Annotated in this window: 21 protein-coding genes and 1 tRNA gene; 17 read left to right on the top strand and 5 right to left on the bottom strand. The window is 46.0% G+C overall.

What is annotated here, in order from left to right; all coding sequences use genetic code 11:
- Positions 1-16: 16 nt before the first annotated feature.
- From DW931_RS04590 to DW931_RS04575, 4 genes are all read right to left on the bottom strand, one after another.
- Positions 17-208 (bottom strand): hypothetical protein, encoded by a 192-nt coding sequence (locus DW931_RS04590; protein WP_118467024.1) that lies wholly within the window; start codon positions 206-208, stop codon positions 17-19.
- 70 nt (positions 209-278) lie between these two features.
- Complete coding sequence (gene mobV, locus DW931_RS04585) at positions 279-1,220, bottom strand: MobV family relaxase (RefSeq protein WP_118481992.1); 942 nt, start codon at positions 1,218-1,220, stop codon at positions 279-281.
- Between the two features lie 185 nt (positions 1,221-1,405).
- Positions 1,406-1,801, bottom strand: coding sequence for a replication initiator protein A (locus DW931_RS04580; protein ID WP_118467027.1), 396 nt, complete (start codon positions 1,799-1,801; stop codon positions 1,406-1,408).
- Positions 1,802-1,912: 111 nt separating this feature from the next.
- Positions 1,913-2,326 carry a cysteine-rich VLP domain-containing protein gene (locus tag DW931_RS04575; RefSeq protein WP_117558696.1) on the bottom strand — a complete coding sequence of 138 codons (414 nt, stop codon included), beginning with the start codon at positions 2,324-2,326 and terminating at the stop codon, positions 1,913-1,915.
- 331 nt (positions 2,327-2,657) lie between these two features.
- Between DW931_RS04575 and DW931_RS04570 the strand changes: the two genes are divergently transcribed.
- The 6 genes from DW931_RS04570 to DW931_RS04540 all read left to right on the top strand — a co-directional run bounded on the left by DW931_RS04570 (position 2,658) and on the right by DW931_RS04540 (position 10,330).
- Positions 2,658-3,458 (top strand): helix-turn-helix transcriptional regulator, encoded by an 801-nt coding sequence (locus tag DW931_RS04570; protein ID WP_118481993.1) that lies wholly within the window; start codon positions 2,658-2,660, stop codon positions 3,456-3,458.
- Between the two features lie 46 nt (positions 3,459-3,504).
- Positions 3,505-4,977 (top strand): glycoside hydrolase family 3 N-terminal domain-containing protein, encoded by a 1,473-nt coding sequence (locus DW931_RS04565; RefSeq protein WP_243015243.1) that lies wholly within the window; start codon positions 3,505-3,507, stop codon positions 4,975-4,977.
- Positions 4,978-5,710: 733 nt separating this feature from the next.
- Entirely contained in the window at positions 5,711-6,640 is a 930-nt protein-coding gene (locus DW931_RS04555; protein WP_117795997.1) for a fumarylacetoacetate hydrolase family protein, read from the top strand.
- A 66-nt stretch (positions 6,641-6,706) separates the two neighbouring features.
- The gene (locus tag DW931_RS04550; RefSeq protein WP_107001269.1) at positions 6,707-7,501 is read left to right on the top strand and encodes an SDR family oxidoreductase; all 795 of its coding nucleotides are present in this window, start codon (positions 6,707-6,709) and stop codon (positions 7,499-7,501) included.
- A gap of 273 nt (positions 7,502-7,774) precedes the next feature.
- Positions 7,775-9,022: a dicarboxylate/amino acid:cation symporter gene (locus DW931_RS04545; RefSeq protein WP_107001268.1), complete on the top strand. Its 1,248-nt coding sequence runs from the start codon at positions 7,775-7,777 to the stop codon at positions 9,020-9,022.
- 129 nt (positions 9,023-9,151) lie between these two features.
- Entirely contained in the window at positions 9,152-10,330 is a 1,179-nt protein-coding gene (locus tag DW931_RS04540) for a pyridoxal phosphate-dependent aminotransferase (protein ID WP_118626910.1), read from the top strand.
- 270 nt (positions 10,331-10,600) lie between these two features.
- Here DW931_RS04540 and DW931_RS04535 read toward each other — a convergent pair whose 3' ends face one another.
- A complete protein-coding gene (locus tag DW931_RS04535; RefSeq protein WP_118481994.1) occupies positions 10,601-11,539 on the bottom strand; it encodes a LysR family transcriptional regulator in 939 nt (312 codons plus the stop codon).
- 781 nt (positions 11,540-12,320) lie between these two features.
- On the opposite strand from DW931_RS04535, the gene nifS reads away from it, so the two are divergent.
- The 11 genes from nifS to DW931_RS04480 all read left to right on the top strand — a co-directional run bounded on the left by nifS (position 12,321) and on the right by DW931_RS04480 (position 22,991).
- Positions 12,321-13,508 carry a cysteine desulfurase NifS gene (gene nifS / locus DW931_RS04530; protein ID WP_022358754.1) on the top strand — a complete coding sequence of 396 codons (1,188 nt, stop codon included), beginning with the start codon at positions 12,321-12,323 and terminating at the stop codon, positions 13,506-13,508.
- A 64-nt stretch (positions 13,509-13,572) separates the two neighbouring features.
- On the top strand, positions 13,573-14,010 hold the full coding sequence (gene nifU / locus DW931_RS04525; RefSeq protein WP_117795995.1) for a Fe-S cluster assembly scaffold protein NifU: 438 nt from the start codon (positions 13,573-13,575) through the stop codon (positions 14,008-14,010).
- Positions 14,010-15,089, top strand: coding sequence for a tRNA 2-thiouridine(34) synthase MnmA (gene mnmA, locus DW931_RS04520; protein ID WP_118467033.1), 1,080 nt, complete (start codon positions 14,010-14,012; stop codon positions 15,087-15,089). The genes nifU and mnmA overlap by 1 nt, the downstream gene beginning before the upstream one ends.
- Before the next feature lie 145 nt (positions 15,090-15,234).
- Entirely contained in the window at positions 15,235-16,455 is a 1,221-nt protein-coding gene (locus tag DW931_RS04515; protein ID WP_118467035.1) for an N-acetylmuramoyl-L-alanine amidase, read from the top strand.
- Between the two features lie 300 nt (positions 16,456-16,755).
- Positions 16,756-17,514: an IclR family transcriptional regulator gene (locus DW931_RS04510; protein WP_118467037.1), complete on the top strand. Its 759-nt coding sequence runs from the start codon at positions 16,756-16,758 to the stop codon at positions 17,512-17,514.
- Positions 17,515-17,607: 93 nt separating this feature from the next.
- Positions 17,608-17,697 (top strand) — tRNA-Ser (locus DW931_RS04505).
- Between the two features lie 343 nt (positions 17,698-18,040).
- On the top strand, positions 18,041-19,045 hold the full coding sequence (locus tag DW931_RS04500; RefSeq protein ID WP_118467039.1) for a tripartite tricarboxylate transporter substrate binding protein: 1,005 nt from the start codon (positions 18,041-18,043) through the stop codon (positions 19,043-19,045).
- A 9-nt stretch (positions 19,046-19,054) separates the two neighbouring features.
- A complete protein-coding gene (locus DW931_RS04495) occupies positions 19,055-19,504 on the top strand; it encodes a tripartite tricarboxylate transporter TctB family protein (protein ID WP_118467041.1) in 450 nt (149 codons plus the stop codon).
- An 11-nt stretch (positions 19,505-19,515) separates the two neighbouring features.
- Complete coding sequence (locus DW931_RS04490) at positions 19,516-21,018, top strand: tripartite tricarboxylate transporter permease (RefSeq protein ID WP_118467043.1); 1,503 nt, start codon at positions 19,516-19,518, stop codon at positions 21,016-21,018.
- Positions 21,019-21,327: 309 nt separating this feature from the next.
- Complete coding sequence (locus DW931_RS04485) at positions 21,328-22,158, top strand: RraA family protein (RefSeq protein ID WP_118467046.1); 831 nt, start codon at positions 21,328-21,330, stop codon at positions 22,156-22,158.
- A gap of 41 nt (positions 22,159-22,199) precedes the next feature.
- On the top strand, positions 22,200-22,991 hold the full coding sequence (locus DW931_RS04480) for an RraA family protein (protein WP_118467048.1): 792 nt from the start codon (positions 22,200-22,202) through the stop codon (positions 22,989-22,991).
- The last annotated feature ends 190 nt before the right edge of the window (positions 22,992-23,181 follow it).

Genomic DNA, 23,181 nt, shown 5'->3' with positions numbered 1-23,181 from the left:
ATGGCTTTGGAAAACCTTATGCCCCGGCTTCCTCACTCTGCCGTTTGTCGGCATACTTGCGGAACACCTCATAAAGCTGCTGTTCCAGCTCCCGGCGTTTTGCCGCTTCCTGCTCCGGCGTGAACACCGGGGAGAGATTTTCCAGCGTGATTTCCTTTCTCTGAAAAGTCACGACTTCGGTTTCTTTCTTGTATCTGATATGCTCCATAGTACCTCCGTATTTAATTTTCAAAGTGTAGTGCCGTCATACCGCGGCGTGAAATGTTTTCTGTCATCGATCACCGTTCCCTTGTGTGCCGCTGCTGCCGTTTCAGTTCTGCCAGCACCTCCGGCGGGATACGGTCTACCAGCCGCTGAATGTCTTTCAGCTCGCTTTCCAGCTTTGCCCGTTCCATCGTATCTTTCATCTTGCCTTTTTCGCTGGCTTTGGCTCTGGCTTCCAACTGTTCATTTTCTGCCAAAAGGTCGTTTATCGTGACCTTGTATTTTTTGAACTGTCCGAAGAAGTTCTCCATCTGCGGAAACCACTTTTTCAGCAGGGAGAGGGCTTCCTCTTTCTTCTTTCCGGCATTGAACGGGGTAATACCGTCCAGCGTGGCTTCAATGGCTCTTGCCTGTTTGGAGAGATTGACCGCCTGCTTAAACAAACGGGTGGGGATATGCTTCCTGCCTGTCTTGCTGGCACTTTCCCCACGCTCCAAGTCGGGATATTTCTCCACCATATAGGCGTGAAAATCGTCCTGCCATTTTGTGAGGTTGGCTCTATTCCCAATAATCTCCTTTGCACACAGGCGGTTGTCCTCTGTCAACGGGACAAAGACCAAATGCAGGTGGGGCGTTTTCTCGTCCATGTGTACCACCGCCGACACGATATTTTCTTTCCCTACCCGCCCGATTAAGAAATCAGCCGCCCTCTGGAAAAACGCCTGTATCTCCTTTGGGAATTTTTTCTTGAAAAACTCCGGGCTGGCGGTTATCAGCGTATCGACAAAGCGTGTGCTATCCTTGCGGGTGCGGCATCCGGCTTGTTCAATGCGGCTCTGAATGAAATGGTAATAGCGGCTCTCCGGCTTGACGATATGGAAGTTGTATTTACTCCGGCTTGTGTCAATGTCGGGATTGCTGGCGTACTGTTCCTTTTGCCGTTCGTGATGGGCTTCCAGCGGTCTTGCCGGATTGCCTTTGTGTTTTTCAAATCGCAAGATTGCGTGTTGTGCCATGAAACTCCTTTCCCTATTCCGTTCTTTTCCGGGACTTTTCCACAGGAAAATCCCGCAGAAAATATCTCAGATAGGATAGGAATGGATAAGATATAAATAAAATCGTTTTAATCTCTGTATTTCTATATACCGTCCGGTTTTCGTACTTCAAGAGGATTGATTATCGTACTTGTGGAGTGCGGTTTTCAGTCCTCCGGCGTACCATAACCGGATTTCTTGAAGTCGGTGTTTGGAACCGCTTCATAGGATTTGGGGTAAATGCGGTTGGGTTTTCCACAGCCCTGCTTCTGGATCTCCACCAGTCCGGCATATTGCAGCTCCCGCAGGGTGTTGACCGCCTTCTGCCACCCGCAGTGGAGCAGTTCCACTACCTCATTGATGGGATAGTAGAGGTAAATGCGCCCATATTCGTCCGCCCAGCCGTTTTTCCGGGACAGGTCTGTCCGGCGCAGGATAAAGGCGTACAGTACCTTTGCTTCGTTGGACAGGGGTGTGAATGTGGGGGCTTCAAAGAGGAAATTGGGAAGCCGGATAAAGCTGACCACCTTTTCCGGCTGATGGATATAAATGGTGTTTGTCATATCGTGTTTTGTGGACGGTTAGAAGCCTGTTTCCGGGGGCAGACGGTAGTTTCTATTGCCTACCCCTGTTCTGTGCTTGTAAAGCCTTGTAAATCAAGGACTTTTCAGCCCCTAACTGTCCACACAAGACCTCCTTTTCCGTTCACTTTCTGTTTTCTGCCGCCTGTGAACTCTGGCGGCGCAGTCGGGACAGTATTTCGCCCGGTTGGACTTTGGGACGAACACTCTGCCGCAGACCGCACAGCGTTTTAGCTCCTTATCCCGGAAAACCTCCGCTTCCAGCGTTCCGATTTGCGGCAAGACCGACCAGCGGAACCACTTGCAGCAGACCGAGAAAGAAATGGTCTGGGGGCAGGCGTGGATGTCTCCATCGTCAAGGAACATACAGTTCCCGTCCTCATAACAGCAGCACTCCCGGCGGATCAGGGCGTTTGCCTGTTTCCTCTGTGTCGGTGTCATGCGGTAAAGGGAGCCGTCCGGCTTGCGCTCTATGGGCGGCAGTTGTTTATATGGGTTCTCTCTCATGTGTTCCCTCCATTTTTCCTTTGCCGTTCTCCCCGAAAAGGCTTCCTGCCCCATTCCTGCGGCGTGTTCCAGCGTTGGCACGCTCCCCGGACTTCGGGACATTTTGTCCCGAAGTGGCTCGTTGCGGTGCTTCCCCTGCCGGGGTATTCCTTTTCGGATGGTCATTCATTTTTCAAGGTGCAGTTCATCGATGAACTACCCTAAGTCTACACGAAAAAAATGCAATTCCCGGAATCTTGCGAGAATTGCATTTTAGGGCAATATTCAATTTCAAAATTGCAGTTCTGCAATTTTCTTGTATAATGGGAAATAGGAAAAGGAGGTGCTGTGTATGGCTTTACCCGGAACACCCGGACAAAGGATTTCTGATTTGTGCAACGGCAATCATATTTCTCAAAAGCAACTTGCGGAGAAGATAGGCGTATCTGCTTCCCAGTTGAGCCGCATTGTCAGTGGGGAAACAAAGACGGTCAGCAGCGATATTCTCATAGGCGTGGCAAAGGAATTTAAGGTATCAACGGACTACATATTAGGCTTGTCCACCTTGAGTGTCCGTAAAAGTTATGATATTTCTGAATTAGGATTGTCCGAGGGAGCTGTGAGAGGGCTTGTGGCAGGTACAGTCGATGTGCAAATCCTTAACCGTCTGTTGGAACACAGGAACTTCCCGAAACTGATGGATTTGATACGGATTTATTTTCAAGACACAGCGGCAAAGGGTATCATGGCACGAAATCAGCTGATTGAACTGGAAACGGCTTCCTTGTCCGATCTGATGAAAGAACACCCGGAACATCGGGCAGAAGCAAAACAGGATTTGCAACTTCTGAACGCACAGAAGATGGGAGAACATGAAGCGGAAATTGAAAAAATCAAGAATGTATTTCTTGCTATCCTGCGAGATATTAAGAAAGATATGGACAACAGAGAACAGCCAGGAGAAGCTGTGACCACCGCTATGTTCCAAACCATGCAGGAAACCATGAAAGACCACCAGCAGGAGCTGCTTTCTATGGACGATGTAACTGCTATGATTGCCGGACAGATTGGGAAGTTTCTTCCGATGGACGAGGAAACGGCGGAACAGTTCCGGCAGTTGGCAAAGAGGATGATGGAGCAGGTAGGAAAATAATTGCAGAAAAATATATGTAGTTTTATAAAACAATCAGGAGGATTACATGAGACGGGTAAAAAAAGAAAAAAGGAATAAAGTGCTTATTTTTAGTGTGATTATCTTGCTTCTTGTATGTGCAGGCATTGCGATAGCCAGTTTGCATAAAGTAAATAATATTTTGTTGGAAAACTCGTCTGAGGCAACAATAGAAATTATTGGAAATTCAAGTACAACTGAACCTGCACAAGAGCTTCGAGGAACTGTAAAAGATGCAACAATGAATACTCTAACTGTTCAAGGTGAGGATAATCGTGAATATTATTTTGGAACAGAAGGTGTAAATATTTCAACTGGTGAGACAGGAATAGTGATTGGGAATCCAGTGACAGTTTCATATCATGGCAAATTGGATTTGAATGCATCTGTACAAGAGGTTGAATTACTTTCCATTACGGTTACGGATTCCAGTTTGAATACCGAAAATCCTGAACCAACAACTGGTGAAACAGAGCCAAGTCCCCCTTCTGCTTCCGTGACACAGAAAGCACAAGAAATTCTAAATGCAATGACGCTGGAAGAAAAAGTTGGACAGATGTTTATTGCACGCTGTCCCGAAATAAATAGCGTACAGAAGGTAAAGGAGTATAATTTTGGAGGTTATATTCTTTTTAGCCGAGACTTTTCTGGAAAAACAAGAGATGAAATTATCCAGAATATTCAAAGTTACCAAAGTGCAGCAAAAATCCCCATGTTTATCGGAGTAGATGAAGAAGGAGGCACTGTCAACCGTGTTAGCACAAACCCTAATTTGCGAGCTGTGCCTTTCTGGTCCCCTCAAGAACTCTATGCTGAAGGTGGCTTTGATTTGATTCAAAGTGACACACAAGAAAAATGTGAATTATTGAATAGTTTGGGGATTAATTTGAACTTTGCCCCAATCTGCGATGTTTCGCAAAATCCAGAGGATTTTATTTATGACCGGAGTTTTGGACAGAACGCAGAGCAAACTGCCGCTTATGTCCACTTAGTTGTGCAAACCATGTTTCAAGAAGGTATGGGGAGCGTCCTAAAGCATTTCCCCGGGTACGGAAATAATGTGGATACACATACAGGTATTGCTTATGATAATCGCACCTATGAAACATTTTTGAACTCAGATTTCTTGCCGTTTCAAGCAGGAATTGATTCTGGAGCCAATATGGTATTAGTTTCTCATAATGTGGTATCCTGCATGGATAGTCAAACCCCTGCTTCGCTGTCTTCACAGGTACACAAAATCCTGCGGGAAGAATTAAAGTTTACTGGAGTTATTATTACAGATGACTTAGCTATGGATGGTGTGCGCAATTTTGCAGAAGACACAAAAATTGCAGTTCAAGCTGTGAAGGCAGGAAATGATATGTTATGCTGCACAGATTTTGAGGTGCAAATTCCAGCCATACTTGAAGCAGTCAAACAGGGAGAAATTACAGAGGAACGAATCGATGAATCTGTTTTACGCATATTAGAATTAAAAATTTCACTTGAGATAATATAAAGGTTTATTTACAAATAGTCTAAAATTTCAGTTTTTACGGGAGTGTGTCCACAAGTTCGGTGTAGAACGAGGAACGGGGACTTTCATATACGCCCTGTCTGCTGATGAAACCAGTCCTGCGCTTGCGGCTCCACGTCACGCAATCACAACCCTGTTTTCCTGCTGCTTCAAACGCCTTTGCCCTCCCCGGCGGCAACCTTATTTTCGCAGCAACGCCGACAGAGCGTATAACACACTACACTTTGCAAGCAAAGTCGTGTGCCAAGGGGCAAGCCCCTTTGGAAACCCCGGACAACAAAACAGGCTGAATATCTCGCACTTTCCCGGTGCTTGATACTCAGCCTTTATTTGTTGTCAGCAGCCCCCGTTTCGTGGTCTGCGTGTAGTTCCTTGTAAACTGACCTAATAAAACGATTATATATATTTAAAATCATACGTCTGGAACAGGCATTTCCACTTCCTCCAACTACAAGGAAAGCCTGTATCCAGGCGTATTTTCGCCTATTAGGGAAGGTCAAGTATCATTTTAGACACGTTATGGTCCATAACCATTTACCTATACGTCCATATTCGAAAGAGAGTTGGAACATTTTTGGTGGGAATGGTAAAGTAATGTCAGAAAGAAACAGAGAGCTTCAAGAGGTTGGGTTTCAGACGCTGAAACAAAATGAAAAGAAACAGACAAATAGAACTTCTGAAGAAGCAATCTCTAACAGATAAAGGAGGAAACCATATGAGATTTGCAACTATCAAAGTGAACGGAACAGAAAAAGCCGGTATCGTCTTAAAGAATGGAGTGCTTCCGATTGAGGCACTGAATGCAGCAAAGGGAACTGCATGGGCCGAGGATGTCATGAGTCTCATCCAGAAGCAGCAGATTCCGGGACTGACAAAATGGTATAACGCAGGCGGCAAGGAAGAGCTGGAAAGTATTCCGGGACTGGTTCCGAGCGAGAAAGTTGTATACGGACCGCTCTACCGCAACCCGAAACGTATCTTTGGTATCGGCCTTAACTATGTAGACCATGCCGGAGACATCGGTTCTGCAGCTCCGAAGGGATTTCCGGGAAGCTTCTTCAAACAGGCAGACACCCTGATTGGTCCGGACGATGAAATCCTGCTTCCGAAGTTGAAAGAAGCACAGAAAACCACCGCAGAGGCAGAGCTTGGAATCATCATGGGCAAGGATTGCAGAGATATATCCGAAGAAAACTGGCAGGATGCCATCGTCGGTTACACCACCATCCTTGATATGACTGAGGAATCCATCTTAAAGGGAAATGATTATGTAAGCGGCAACCCGAGATATTTAACCATCGTAAAGAACTTCCCGACCTTCTTCTCCTTCGGTCCGGAGCTTGTAACCCCGGATGAGGTACCGGATGTCAATGAACTTCTGGTCCAGAGTGTTCACAACGGTGAAGTTCATGCAGAAAACGTAGTAGCAAACATGACCCACAGACCGCCGCGTCTGGTATCCCTGCACAGCAGCATCCAGGGCTGGTACGCAGGAGACATCCTTTCCACCGGAACACCGAGAGCGTTCCATATCCAGGATGGCGATGTAGCAGAGTGCCGCATCACCGGACCGGACGGATTCGAGATGACACCACTTGTAAACCCGGTTGTTGACTTAAAAAAACATCCGGAAAAGGAAGTGTAGGAAAATAAAAAATTCAAACAGAACATTCAAATCATTTTATATATTCATTTTACAGGAGGTAACAGTATGGATTTAGGATTAAAAGACAAGGTAGTTCTCTGTATGGCATCAGCAGCCGGACTTGGCAAGGGAATTGCAACCGAGATGGCAAGAGAAGGTGCAAAGGTTATGATTTGTACCGCAGAACCGTTTAAAGATCAGCTTCTGGAAGCACAGGCTGAGATTGAGAAAGAAACCGGAAACCGTCCGGAGACCTTCCTCTGCGATGTTAACAAGGCGGAGGACATCGAGGCACTTGTAAAACACACCGTTGAAACACTGGGCGATATCTACGCACTCGTAAATATGTGTCCGGGTCCGAAGCCGGGACCGTTCGTAAGCTTTGATGATGCGGCATGGGAGGGCGCTTTTGAGATGTGCCTGCTCTCCTACGTAAGAACCATCCGTGCGGTACTCCCGTCCATGAAACGTCTCGGCGGCGGCCGTATCGTAAACTCAACTTCTTCTTCCGTTAAGGACTGCCTGGACAACCTGATTCTTTCCAATACCATGAGAATGGGCGTTGTCGGCATGAGCAAGACCCTGGCGAGTGAGGTCGGCAAAGACAATATCTTAGTCAATGTCATTGGACCAGGTCGTATCGGCACCGCAAGAATTGAGAATCTGAACAAGATGCGTGCAGACAAGGCTGGCATCAGCGTAGCAGATTACGAGAAGGAAGACCTGAAGAAGTTCCCGATGGGACGCTACGGCACCATCGATGAATACGGACGTCTGGCTACATGGCTGTGCTCCGAGGCAAATACATACGTATCTGGTCAGACCATCCTGTTAGACGGTGCGATGACAAGAGCATACTAATTGCAAAACATGGCAAAGATGCATTTCCGGAATGCAGGACATCCGGAAGAGTTCACGGAAGGCATGTTTTGCAGGTGAATTGGGAAATTTACCCGGAACTGCAGATACCTCTCTCCCGGAGGACATTTGGGGAAATGAAATCTGGGAGAGAATATAGCATAGAGGAGGTTGTTTAAAGCAGGCACTTTTGAAATAGAAAGTGCTGTGAAACAACATGGTGGTCACATATGTGTGAACAGTAAGTGAGGGTATTGCATAAGAAGGGGAATATTCATGAAAGAAAAAAAGAAATTGAGCTTGGCGACAAAGACGTTCATCGGTTTTGGCCTTGGTATTGTCATCGGACTCGTATTTGGAGAAAAAGCAACCATTGTAAAACCTCTGGGAACCATCTTTTTAAATATGATTAAAATGATTGTCGTTCCGATGGTATTCTTTTCCATCACAGCGGGAGTCGCGAGCTTAGGAGACTTGAAAAAGCTTCGGAACATTGGCGTGAAGGTGGTTGGACTGTATGCGCTGACATCTGCACTCTGTGTAGGATTAGGGCTTATCATGGCAAACATCATCAATCCAGGAAAAGGATTTGATTTAACCGCGTTATCACAATCGACTGATTATGAGGCGCAGGCGATGCCGAGTATCATTGATACGTTAATCGATATGTTCCCATCCAACATTTTCACTTCTTTTACCAACACAAATATGCTGCAGATTATCGTATTTTCGGTATTCTTAGGCGTAGCACTTATCATGATGGGAAAAGAGGGGGAACGCCTTTTAGCAGGTGTACAGAGCTGTGCCAATGCAATGTATAAAATCACAGCTATTGTTATGGAGTTTTCTCCGATTGGTGTATGTGCACTGTTAGCAGATTCAGTTGGTGCATATGGTCTGAAAATCTTTGGACCGCTCGGAAAGCTGATTCTCACGGTTTATGCTTCCGATGTAATCCTTGTTTTACTGATGTATATTCCGATGGTAGCGCTTCTGGCAAAGTTCCCGGTAAAGAAATGGCTGCAGGGTATCTGGAAAGTATGGGTTGTAACGGCCAGCACCACCAGCAGCAGCGGTTCTCTTCCGATCACAACCTCTGTTACGAATGATGAGTTTGGCGTATCTTCCGAGTTATCATCGTTCTCCCTGCCGCTTGGCGCAACCATCAACATGAATGGTGGATGTATCTACTATGCAGCAGCTATCGTAATGACGGCACAGATTTATGGAATGAACCTGACACCGTCCGCATTGGTAAACATTATTATTTCTACTGTATTAGTAGCTATGGGCTGTCCGGGTGTTCCGGGAGGCGCGATCATCATGACCACGATTCTTCTGACGAACATGGGACTTCCGCTGGAGATTGTAGGTCTGATTGCCGGTATCTTCCGACTGATTGATATGGCAAATACAACCTTTAACGTAACCGGTGATGTGGTAACTACCATGGTAGTAGCACGCAGCGAGGGCATGATGCATACGCTGGGAACTGGTGCGGAAACCGAGACGAAGGCAGCGTAAGGGCTGGAGAACAGAAAAACGGAATTCCGGCCGGCTACCAGGAAAAATAAAATATTCTTGGAAAAGTGTCAGCAGATGCGGACCAATGAGAATCTGAGAGTATATGCAGAATGAAAAGGAGATTTTATTATGTATAAATTATTCGCAAAAAGAATGGATGAACTGGTTCCGTCTGGAATCCGTAAAGTAAACGAAAAGGCGCTGGCAATGGAGCGCGCAGGAGAGACGGTCATTCACTTTGAGTTAGGGCGTCCGGATTTCGATACACCGGAATACATCAAGAATGCCTGCATCGAGGATATCAAAAAAGGCGATGTATTCTATACTTCCAACTTTGGTACCATGGAGCTGCGGGAGGCGATTGCCTGGAAATTAAAGACGCAGAACAATGTAGAGTACAAACCGACTGAGATCATCGTCAGTGTAGGTCTTTCCGAGGCAGTTTTTGATGTCATGGCAGCAATTCTCGACGAGGGCGATGAGGTTCTGGTTCCGAATCCGGGCTGGTTAAACTACTTAAATGTTCCGAAGCTTCTGGGCGCGGTTCCGATTACCTATACATTGAAAGAGGAGAATGATTACCAGATTGATCTGGATGAGATTCGTGCAAAGGTTACCCCACGGACCAAGGCACTCGTTCTTATCACTCCGAGCAATCCGACCGGCGGTGTGCTGGCAGAGGATGTGCTGAAAGAACTGGCAGAGATTGCTGTGAAGAACGATATCATGATTATATCAGATGAGGTATATGAGAGACTGTTATACGATGATGCAAAACACATCAGCATCGCCTCTCTTCCGGGCATGAAGGAGAGAACCATCACATTAAACGGCTTCTCCAAAGCATACTCCATGACCGGCTGGCGTCTCGGCTACGCAGCCTGCAGCGAAGAGATTGTCAAGACTGTCAATAAGCTGCATCAGCACGTGGTTACCTGTGCAAGTTCCTTCGTACAGAAAGCCGGCGTCGTAGCGCTGAAAGAAGAGAAGAACGAAGTAGCAGACATGGTAAAAGAGTATCAGAGACGCCGCGACTATGCAGTTAAAGCAATCAACGAGATCGACGGACTGAGCTGCCGTTGCCCGAAGGGTGCATTCTACATCTTCATCAACATCGAAAAGCTTGGCATGAGCGGCCAGGAATTTGCTCCGCTGCTTCTTGAAAATGCCAAGGTAGCAATGGTACCGGGCGATGTATTCGGAAGCGAAGGCGACCACTATATCCGTATGTCCTTTGCAAACAGCTATGAGAATGTTGTTGAGGGATGCAAGAGACTGAAGGAATTTGTGGAGAAGATTCGTAAGTAAAAGTTACTTAAAAAATTTGCTTTACGAATTGAAAGACCGAGTGAATGGTCGGAATCTGGATAAGGAAGAATAGTAGAATAAAAATTCTTCAAATGTTAAATAAATTCGACCAAGAAATGATAGAAAAATATGAAATAAAACACAGGCAGCTTCGACGGATATCGTCTAGGCTGCCTGTGTCTATTAGGGGCTGAAGTCCCATTTTGTACGTTTTGTGCAAAAATTCTAAAATATATGTAGAAACAGAATGCACAGAGAAAGAGCAAATTCTTATGCCTTAATCTTCTTTTCCTCCAGATTCCGGTAATACTCCTTCACCATATCGATAAAATCCTTCGCGTGTGGTGAAATAATGCTGTTCTTCTTATATAAAAGCAGTAGCGGCACGCTGAACGGTGGATTGTCTACGGTGAAGAATGCAAGCTGCTCCACGTGAGCAGTGTGGCGAATTCCGCCTTCCGGCAGGAAGGTGATGCCGAACCCTCTTGCCGCCAGGTTGACCGAAGTCGTACTGCTGGTGGTGTATAGGGCATCCTTTGGTTCCATATTCATCTTGGCAAAGAGGTTTTTCATGGCGTGTCCCATGACCTGATCCTCCTGCAGCAGGATGAAGCGTTCCCGGCGCAGCTTTTTCATATCGATTGGAAGCGGATGATCTGGAGTGCCTGCTTCCAGACCGCGGATAGCCGGATGGTCCTTGCTGGCTACCAGAAGGAGGCGCTCATTGAAGACGGTGTCATAGACGAAATCATCCAGATTGAGCGGCATATTCATCAGGGCGAAATCGATCTGATCCTCCTGTAACAGCTTGGAAAGCTGGGCAGTGTGGTGTTCACGTAAGGTGATGCGGACATCCGGGTGGTTTTCAGAGTAACTTGGCAGGATATCCGGCAGCAGGACGGATCCGCGCCACAGCGTCATGCCGACATTCAGAGTACGGCTGCGCCCCGTTTTCAGCTCGCCGAGCTGTTCCTCAAACTGCCCGGTCAGGACTCCGACACTTTCCAGATAACGCATATAGATTTTTCCTGCCTCAGTTAGTTTGAGCGGCATATGGCTGCGATCGAAGAGCTTGACACCTAATTCCTTTTCGGTTCGTGCGATACACTGGCTTAAATATGGCTGTGACAGATATAATTTTTCAGCCGCCTTGGAAATGCTTCCCTCACGGACGGTGGTAATAAAATACTCCGGGTTTTTAATATACATTTTTCTGCCTCCATTTGGCTTAATTAGCCTTTGCTTTATAGGACTATTTTTAAATGCTTATATTATTGTAAAAAAACAATATTTATATTCTCGTTCCGGGGATGGCATTTCAAGTTGATGCGTGTTATATTATAACCATCAGGAAAAAACAAGAGTTTTCACTTAGAAGTATCCTAATAATATATAATAATATTACAATAGCGATATGTCAAGTGAAGAACCGACCTGATTCTATACCAATCCCTTTTATGTATAAGTATTGACAGGTATCCGTTACCAGTTTATTTCTTTTTATTTATGTAAACCCTATTGCATCAACCCTCCATGTGCGGTCAGAAGCCAATGACAGCACTACAGCAGTTATCCGAAGATTCCCTCTTGGAGGATAACATGCGTTTCCACGGAATTGCTGCCGATTGGGTAACGGATTTCAAGGCAGAAGTGGAGCAAAGATTTAATAAAAAACCGTTTAGTCAGGAGTTGACCCCTCCTAGCTGGACGGTTTTTTATTGTTTGTGTAAGTAGGGGGGAATAGCTTGAGCACATTATATACCCCATTTTTAACTAGGTTTTTTCAAAAACCCGCTCATTCTTGCTTGTATTTTTTCAATTTTCCTATATAATAATAAAGAACGTAGATGAAGCTTTTACCTTTATTGCTACAAACTATGTACGCAGCAAATGTTTACAGGCAGGGAGTTCCTGCCGTGAGATTCCATGTGATACAATCACAATAAAGGCAGGCGTGCATACACTAAGAAGAAAGGCGGATTTATTAGTTATGAAACAGTTGATTTATCTGGACAATGCGGCGACAACCAAAACGCGTCCGGAAGTAGTGGAGGCAATGCTCCCGTATTTTACGGAGTATTACGGCAACCCGTCTTCCGTTTATGAATTTTCGGCAGAGCCGAAGAGAGCGATTGCACAGGCCCGCGAGACGATCGCGAAAGCGCTGGGCGCAAAGTCCAACGAGATTTACTTTACCTACGGCGGCACGGAGTCTGATAACTGGGCGCTGATTTCCACAGCAGAGGCATATCAGGCAAAGGGCAAGCACATTATCACGACCAAGATTGAGCACCATGCGATTCTGCACACCTGTGAGTACCTGGAGCAGAGAGGCTTTGAGGTTACTTATCTGGACGTAGATGAGTTCGGTGTTGTTAAATTAGACGAGCTGGAGAAGGCGATCCGTCCGGACACCATCCTCATCTCTGTTATGTTTGCAAACAATGAGATCGGTACGATTGAGCCGATCAAGGAAATTGGTGAGATTGCGAAGAAACACGGCATTTTATTCCATACCGATGCAGTACAGGCATTTTGTCATGTTCCGATCAATGTAGATGAGTGCCATATCGATATGCTCAGTTCCAGCGCCCACAAGTTAAATGGACCGAAGGGAACCGGCTTCCTTTATATCCGTACCGGATTAAAGACTCGTTCCTTCATCCACGGCGGCGCACAGGAGCGTAAACGCCGCGGCGGTACCGAGAATACGGCTGGTATCGTAGGATTCGGCAAGGCAGTTGAGATTGCGATGGCGACGATGGAAGAGCGCACAGCAAAAGAAAAAGCGATGCGTGACCACCTGATCGAGCGTGTATTAAAAGAAATTCCATTTGCACGCCTCAACGGACATCCGTCCCAGAGACTTTCCAACAATGCAAACTTTGCATTCCAGTTCATCGAGGGTGAATCCATGCTGATCATGCTTGACATGGAAGGCATCTGTGGTTCCAGCGGTTCTGCATGTACCTCCGGATCCCTGGATCCGTCCCATGTACTTCTGGCGATCGGACTGCCGCATGAGATTGCACACGGTTCCCTGCGTCTGACCCTGTCAGCCGAGACAACCATGGAGCAGATTGATTTCACGGTAGACTGCTTAAAGAAGATTGTAGAACGTCTTCGTTCTATGTCTCCGCTGTATGAGGATTACATTAAGAAACATCCGCAGCAGTAAGATTTAGACATTTTAAGCAAAATGAACATTCACAGTGAATGAAGATATAGAGAGGAAACACCCGATGTATTCAGAAAAAGTAATGGATCATTTCCAGCATCCGAGAAATGTAGGCGAGATTGAAAATGCCAGCGGTATGGGTACCGTCGGCAACGCAAAATGCGGCGATATTATGCGTATTTACCTGGATATCGATGACAACCAGATCATCCAGGATGTAAAATTTAAAACATTTGGCTGCGGTGCAGCCGTTGCGACCAGCAGCATGGCGACCGAGATGGTAAAAGGAAAAACTATCCAGGAAGCGATGGAAGTTACCAACAAAGCCGTTATGGAGGCACTGGACGGACTTCCGCCAGTTAAGGTACACTGTTCTCTGCTCGCAGAGGAGGCAATTCACGCTGCTCTCTGGGATTATGCTCAGAAGAATGGCATTGAGATCAAAGGACTCGTAAAACCGAAGACGGATATCGGCGAGGAAGAAGTCGAAGAAGAGTATTGATGAAAAAGAAAAAAGTAGTAGTCGGCATGTCAGGAGGAGTTGACTCCTCCGTGGCTGCCTGGCTTTTAAAAGAGCAAGGATACGATGTGATCGGCGTCACAATGCAGATCTGGCAGGATGAGACGAATGTAGAGCAGGAAGAGCACGGCGGCTGCTGTGGTCTGAGCGCTGTCGATGATGCCAGACGGGTTGCGGAACGGCTTGAGATCCCGTATTACGTGATGAACTTCAAAAAAGAGTTCAAAGAAAATGTCATGGATTACTTTGTACAGGAATATCTGGACGGACACACGCCGAATCCGTGTATTGCCTGTAACCGATATGTAAAATGGGAGTCCCTTCTGCAGAGAAGTCTGGAAATTGGGGCTGATTATATTGCAACGGGACATTATGCGCGCGTGAGGAAGCTGCCGAATGGCCGCTATGCGATCTGCAAGTCTGCGACGGCGGCGAAGGATCAGACCTACGCGCTTTATAACCTGACCCAGCATCAGCTTGCACATACTTTGATGCCGGTCGGCGAATATACGAAAGACAAGATTCGAGAGATGGCGGAGGAGATTGGACTTCCGGTGGCACACAAGCCGGACAGTCAGGAGATCTGTTTCGTGCCGGACAACGATTATGCAAAATTTATCGAGGAAAATAGTAATTGCCGGATTGACGAAGGCAATTTTGTAGATAAGTACGGCAATATTTTAGGTCATCATAAAGGAATTACCCATTATACAGTGGGACAGAGAAAGGGCTTAAATCTGGCACTCGGTCATCCGGTGTTCGTGACGGAGATCCGTCCGGAGACGAACGAGGTTGTGATTGGGGAAAATGAGGACGTCTTTTCTAACCGCCTGACCTGCCGGAATCTCAACTGGATGGCGATTGAGGATCTGGGCGATCAGGAGATGCGCGTCAGTGCGAAGATTCGTTACAGCCACAAAGGGGCATCCTGTACGATCCGCAAGATTGGCGAAGATCGGGTGGAATGCGTATTTGATGAGCCGCAGAGAGCGGCGACGCCGGGACAGGCAGTCGTTTTTTATGACGGCGAATATGTCGTAGGCGGCGGTACGATCGAATAATTTAGAAATGAAAGAAGATTTTAATTGGGCAGAAATGTCTGGTCTGTCGGCATCAAAGTTGTGCTGCGATGAGATTGATTGGAAACAGTGAATGCGCGGATCATGGAGAGGTTAGAATCTTCTGTAAGATTGGAGTTTTTTATAAATGGCAAGAGGAGAAAGCAGAAAAAAAAAGCCAGGCACACCGGATTACCGGAAACGTTTCTGGGCGGCGGTGACCGCGATTGTGGTCGCGGCGGGTTCCATTGGCGTAAGCCATGCGGGATTTACCCTTCCGAATCAGGCACAGAAGCAGGTGCAGATGGCGGCTGCTGAGACAGAACCGGCGGAACAGACAGCGAAGAAACAGGTGCCGAATGCGGCAAAGCGAAGTCTGGAGCTGGAAGATGCACAGGGCATTCAGGAGGCGGATGCAGCGGCGGTTGCGGACCAGAGCGAGCTGGAGAGTGACAAAACGACGGCGAGCGGCTTCCGGAGTGTCGATGAGACAGTGTATGCGACTGAGAACCTGCTCAATGTGCGTTCGGGCTGTGGAACGGAGTATGAGATTGTGACACAGCTGAATCAGGGTGACAGCGTGCAGCGCGTCGGTATCGGAGACGGCTGGAGCGAGGTGCTTTATAAGGACAAGAGCTGTTTTATCCGTTCCGAATACCTGACGACGACCGAGCCGGGCAGTGAGAAAGCGACGGTCACAGCGCAGGGGGCAGAAGCGGATGCACAGGGTGCACCGGTGTCCAACGGACGTATCGTAGCGATCGACGCGGGACATCAGGCAAAGGGCAATCCGGACAAAGAACCAGTCGGACCGGGCTCCTCGACCATGAAGGCGAAGGTGGCTTCCGGCACCGAGGGCGTATCGACGAAGCTGCCGGAATATGAACTGACTTTATCAGTTTCGAAGAAGTTAAAACGGATTCTGGAAGAGAGAGGCTATCAGGTCGTCATGATCCGGGAGTCCAACGATGTCAACTTAAGCAATGCGGAGAGAGCGGAGATCGCCAACAAGAGCGGCGCCTCCATTTTTGTCCGGATTCATGGAAATTCGCTGGATAATACGACGGTCAACGGAACACTCTCCATGTGCCAGACGGCGACCAACCCGTACAACGGCGGGCTTCACGCGGCAAGCTATTCTCTTTCCAAGAAGATCACGGACTCTGTCTGCGCGGCAACCGGCTTCAAGAACCGCGGTGTGCAGGAGACAGACAGCATGAGCGGCATCAACTGGTGTAAGATTCCGGTTTCCATTGTCGAGATGGGCTTTATGAGCAACCCGGAAGAAGATCAGAAGATGGCACAGGATGATTATCAGGAATTGATTGCCGGGGGAATTGCGAACGGAATTGATGCGTATTATCAGTAAAATCGTTCAACAGGTAGAATAGAGATAAAATCAAAAATACCAGTTATTTGAGAAATGTTTCTTTGGAATGAAGACGCATATTTCAGGTGACTGGTATTTTTTTGGTCACAGAAAGAAATTAAAAAGGATAAGGGAAACATTTTGAATAAAAATAAAAAAGTGTTCTAAAATAGGAATTGGAGTTTCTAAAAGGTTGACAAAGAGACTGGTTTTTCGTAGTATAGAAAGAAATGACAACTATTCGACGGATTTTAGAAGGGAAAAAGGTATAATGGTTGTGAAGCGAAGGGAGAGGAGCCTATGAATTCATCGGAAAAAACGGCAACTTTATTAAAATTATTGGGACGGGCACCTTATGTACATAGTGTGACGGAGCTTGGCGAGCAGATCAGCTGTAGTAAGAGTGGGACCTTTAAATTGCTTGCATCACTGGTAAAAACAGGACTGGCAGCGCAGACACCGGAACATAAATATACATTGGGACCGGCGGTTTATGTGTTGGGACGTACATATGAAGACAAGATTGGTTTATCAAAGATGGTGAAACCATATCTGGTTCGTCTCCGGGATATGACAGGGGAAAATGCTTCATTCAGTATGCTGATCAATGGAAAGGCAATTCTGATCTACCGGGAAGAAAGTCAGCAGCTTGTTCGTGTTATGGGAAATGTTGGACAGGAACGTCCCTTATATGCAGGAGCAACCGGCAAGATTCTGGGCGCTTATCAGGAAGAAAGTGTGATTCGCAAACGTTTGATGGAAGAACCGATGAAAGCGTTTACAGAAAATACAATCTTGTCCCCAGAGGGACTTTTGAACGAATACGCGAAAATACGTGAGCAGGGATATGCGATCAGTGATGGAGAACTGAATTCAGAAACAATCGGAATCGGCGCACCGATTTATGATGAATCTGGAAATGTCTGGGCGGCGGTTTCGATCGGCGCGCCTAAAATGCGGGTGGATGCAGTCAAGATGGAACGTTATATCTTCCTGATCCGGGAAATTGCGAAGGAAATGTCGGAGCAGATGACGCAGGGAGAAAGCATTTCTGAATAAAAATACTGAATAAAAACAAAAATAGTAGATGACAAACAGGGAAAAATCGGGTATAATAGTACAGGTGTTTCGAGTAGAAGCACCTGTATAATTGGAGACGTAGCGAAGCGGCCGTAACGCGGCGCACTCGAAATGCGTTTGTCGGTTCATCCCGGCACGAGGGTTCGAATCCCTCCGTCTCCGCTTTCTATCCCCTGAACAGACTCAGGGGATTTTTTTTGTTCTTCTATAGGAAATCGTCTCTTATGAAATAGATAGTGGAAATAAAGAAACAAAAAAAGAGAAAAAGAAAATATAGAAGCATATAGGAAACAGTATACAATAATGTACTCAAATAAGAAACAAATTGAATAAAAATACTCAAAAATATATTTTTCGTATTGACTTTTTTCGTCATTAGTGATAGTGTTTCTTATATAGAAAACAAGGTTTTTTATTAGAGAACGTTCGCCAAACGATTCATGTAAATCAATTTGTAAAGGAGCAAGCAGATTAGTGAAGTTTTAGGGTCAAAGGAGAATGTAAGATGAAAAAGGTAATTTGCGCGGCAGCTGCAGTTTTGATGGTAGCATCCCTGACCGCTTGCAGCGGACAGAGTGGAGAATCAGCAGCGGCAGGAGAGGGAAACACGCAGCAGGCAGATGGATATCCGAATAAAACGATTCAGGTAATTGTACCGTTTAACGCGGGCAGTACGACCGATACACAGTGCCGATTTATTCTTCCGTATCTGGAGAAAGAACTGGGAGTTTCCATGGCAGTAGTAAATAATGGTGGCGCTTCTGGTGTTATCGGAACAACTGATTTCTTAAGCCGGGAGGCAGATGGATACAATGTTCTGTTTTCACTGCCGACACCTACTCTTTACAAACCAGCAGCGGGAGAGACTGAATATACGGTGGAAGATTTACAGCCGGTTTCGGAAGTGTTCAGCGCTCCGATGTACTTAATTGTAAAGAACGATTCGCCGTATGAAAATGCAGAGCAGCTGATTGACTTTATCAAAGAAAATCCGGGCAAGTTTTCGTATGCAAATGCAGGTAACGGAGGAATTGCCCAGCTTGCATTTAGCGTTTTTCTTCATGGCGAGGGGTTAGATGCAACGAGCGTACCGTCTGCAGGCGGTTCGGCTGACAATTACACAGCTGTTATGGGCGGTCATGTAGATTCTTATTCAGGAAATGAGAGCGAACTTTTAGGAAGAGACGATGTGCGCCCGGTTATCAACCTTGGAAGTAAATCCAATAATCCGGAATATGCCGACATACCAACCTTAGAAGAACTGGGATATAAAGGATATTGCACAGATACATATTCAGGCTTCTATTTCAGCAAGGATGTAGCACCGGAAATTGTAGAGACGTTTGATGCGGCAGTTAAGAAAGTATTAGAGGATCCGGAGGTAATTGCAGAAGCAAAAAAGCAGTCCCTGACCTTGTCTTATGCAGATTCGGAAACATTTGCGGCTGAGATCAGCCAGTCAAAAGAAGCGATCATTCCGGTTCTGGAAGAACTTGGCTTTAAGAAATAGGAGGACGCGATGAATCGAAAAAATTGTGTTTCTGGTATTTTTTGGACACTTTTTTTCCTTTTCTTTCTTTATCTGGATGTACAGATGGGAGAAAATGCATCGTATTGGCCGGGGATCATTGCGAAACTTGGCATTGCCCTCTCCCTTTTGTCAACGCTGGTATCAGGAATGAAATGGAAATCGGAAAAAGATGAGAAATTATTTCCGTTCACCGGCGCACAGTTAAAACGTCTGGGGATTGCATTGGCGCTTTTAATTATCTGGGTTGTATGCATCCGTATTCTGGGCTTTTTAACTTCCTCTGTGATTGTGATGGCGGCAACGGGGCTGATATTTGAACTGGCGCTTTCGTCGAAAACAGTGGTGCGTGATTTGATTGTAACAGTTATTTTTGCAGTAGGAATGTACGCACTGTTTACAGCACTTGGTATTACCTTCCCGAAGGGCATATTGATATAGGAGGACGGAAGATGGCAGATATTCTTACATATTTTGGAATGGCATTTACCGGGATCAATTTGCTGCTGGCACTTTTGGGAACGGTAATTGGAATCGTAATCGGTGCACTTCCAGGCTTTACTCCGACCATGGGTATTGCGGTGCTGATACCGGTTACATACACATTAGAGCCGACAGCAGGTCTGGTTTTTCTGGGCGCACTGTACTGCGGTTCTATGTTTGGAGGCTCGATCTCGGCGATTCTTATCAATACGCCGGGAACCTCGGCGGCCGCTGCGACAGCGATGGATGGTTATCCGATGACACAGTCTGGCCGGGCACACGAAGCACTGACAGAGGCAGCGGTTGCCTCTTTCTGGGGCGGCTGTATCAGTCTGATTGCACTTATTTTCCTAGCGCCGCCTCTGGCAAAATTTGCGTTTGAGTTTGGTCCACAGGAACGCTTTATGATGGCGGTGTTCGGGCTTACGATTATTGCATCTTTATCCGTAAAAAATGTTCTGAAGGGTCTTATGATGGGCTGCGCGGGACTTCTGGTTGCTTGCATTGGCATGGATCCGGTTCTGGGGCGGGCACGTTTTACCTTTGGACAGACGTTTTTAATGGGTGGAATCAATATGATTCCAGCAGTTATCGGTCTGTTTTCGGTTTCTCAGGTTCTGGGAAATCTGAAGAATCCGATTGAAATCGCGGACAAATCATCGATTGCACAGTTCAAATCAGCGCGGGTACGGCTGCTTGATTTAGTCCGGTATCCGGTTACATATATCCGTTCGGCAGTTCTGGGAATTATTATCGGAATTATTCCGGGTACAGGCGGAGATGTGGCTTCCTATGTTGCACACAATGTTGGTAAAATGTTTACCAAGGAGGAAAACTTCGGAAATGGAGCAAGAGAGGGCGTGGCGTGCTGTGAATCTGCAAATAATGCGGTAACAGGCGGAACCCTGATTCCAACTCTGACGCTGGGCGTACCGGGCAATGCGACAACGGCAATTCTGTTGGGTGCGCTGACAGTTCATGGACTGATTCCAGGATACGGGCTCTTTACAACCCAGAAAAGCATTACATATCCATTTATTGCGGCACTTTTTATTGCTAATGTGATTATGATGCTGATTGGCCTGTTTGGTGCAAAACATTTTGCGCTGGTTACATTGACCCCGAAAAATATACTTTCAGTCTGTGTTTTGATGCTGAGTATTATGGGATCCTACGCAATCCGCGGAAACGTGGGCGACGTCTTCGTAATGCTGGTATTCGGCGTAGCAGGCTTCTTTATGAGGGCATATCAGTATAATGTTGTTCCGATTGTACTGGGACTGATTTTAGGACCGATTGCGGAAGAAGGACTTTCTCAGGCATTGACCCTAAATCAGAATTCATTATCACTGGTTTTAGGTTCCTTGTTTACGAGACCGATTTGTGTCGTATTGATGATATTTATGGTTATTTCCGTTGCATATCCATTTTATACAGAATGGAAAGCGGAGAAGAAAAAAGAAACGAAATAAAGAGATAGAAAAAATGCTGTTGTGCGGGAAAGCTGCATGACAGCATTTTTTTGCAAGAAACAAAAAGAAGTCCAATGACACATAGTTTCTTAATAAGAAATAATAAAGCATAGATAGAAAACAAAATGTACAAAAAGTGAAAAATTATTTGTGCATGACGACAAAACGTGTCGAAATAGAAAAAATGGATTGACAATAAAAGATTGGTGTAGTATTGTTTAATTACAAATTGAGAACAAGGTTTTCTAATGGCGAACAGATAACCGAAACAAAAATAAATCTGGTAAAACCAGTGAAGGGAGAACAAAAATGGATTTAGATCAGGTAAAATCTTACAATGAGGATGTAGCAAAACTTCGCGAGCAGAGAGATGCAGATTATGCAGAATATGAGAAAGCTGGAAGAATCTGGGGACTGGTTCCAAGAGAGAGAATTACCAAGATTAAATTCCCGCGTGTTAAGAAAGAGATTATCGATCGTTATTATGCACTGGAAGATATGTCCACAACCGTTTCGGATATTCTGGATGGATATGGAATCGACGGAGCTATCCCAACTTCCTATTTAAAACCGGTCATCCCGGGTTCCAAGATTGTGGGACCGGCTGTTACGATTCGAAATATTCCGGTTCGTAAGACTCCGACACAGGGCGCACATGACCATGATTTCATTGCAATGTCTACCCGTGATATTTATTATATCGGCGAGCCGGGCGATGTTCTGGTATCTGACTTCGGCGGAAACCTGGAAGTATCCAATATGGGCGGACAGAGTTGTACTGTTGGTAAAAGCTGCGGATTTGCAGGAAACATCGTAAATGGCTGCTGCCGTGATGTAAGCTCCATCCGTGAGATGGGATATCCGGTATTCAGCTGCGGTACAACCCAGGTGACCGGAAAGTATCGTATGGAGTGCGTAGAGATGAATGGACCGATTACCCTGTGCGGCAAATTGGTTGAGCCGGGCGATCTGATGGTTGCAGATGATTCTGGTGTCTGCATTGTACCGGCAGAGCTGGCAGAGGCAGTTATCGAGGAAGCAGAGAAGATTGCAGCATCTGAGGAAAGAATGCGTCAGTTAATCGAGGAGAAGAAACCGATCAGCGAACTTCGCCCACTGTTCAGAGCACGTTACAAATAAATCGAAGCGTGTAGGGCGAAGTAAGAAAAGGAGAAATAGTTATGATGGATCCGAAGGTAGAAGCGGAGTATGAGGAATATAAAGCGGCTGGAAGAATCTGGGGAGTCATTGATAAGGAAAATATCAAAAAAATCAAATTTCCACGGGTTCCAAAAGAAATCGTAGATGGTTTTAAGACACTGGAAGACGATCTGACCGGTACAGTCAGCGATATTCTGGATGCACTGGGATATAATAAAGTGATTCCGGGAAGCTATTTAAAACCGATTGAACCGGGACATATGATTGTCGGAACAGCAGTGACACTTCGCAGTATTCCGATTGAGAAAACAACTACACAGGGTTTGATAGACCATGATTTTATCAAAATGGCATCGAGAGAGGTAAATTATCTGGCAGAGCCGGGTGATGTCCTGGTCGGAGATGCCGGTGGAATGACCGATATGAGCAGCATGGGAGGACAATCCTTCGTATCTGCAAAAGCACGTGGTCTGGAAGGTGTTGTAATCGATGGCGCGGTACGCGATGTGGGTGAAATTCGAAAATATGGCGTTCCTACCTGGTGCCGTGGCGTGACACCAAAGACTGGAAAATGCCGTATCGAAGCGATGGAGATCAATGGACCGGTTGTCCTGAACCGCATTCAAATTAATCCGGGTGATTTGATTATCGCAGATGATTCCGGTATCTGTGCGGTTCCGCCGCAGCACGCAGAATTTGTCCTGAAAAAGTGTCAGGAGATTCTCCCGGATGAGGAAATCATGCGTGAGTTGATTGAAAAAGATGCTCCGATTGCGGAAATCAAAAAATTGTTCCGGAAACGATATGTATAAGTAAGTTTGAATAATCGTGAAAACTATATAGTACGCTTAACAGAAAGTACGACTTCCTCATGCTAGGAAAGATGTTAAGTGTATTATATAGTTTTTTCGTCATTTAAGAAATGTTGCATTTACATACTATTTGGGGACATTTTTTAAATTTTAAATTGAACGTATTTAACATATTTTTCACAAAATACTA

Origin of the sequence: Clostridium sp. AM43-3BH (genome assembly GCF_003479985.1) — a bacterium.
GTDB lineage: Bacteria > Bacillota > Clostridia > Lachnospirales > Lachnospiraceae > Otoolea > Otoolea fessa.
This window is presented reverse-complemented; position numbering and strand designations above follow the sequence as displayed.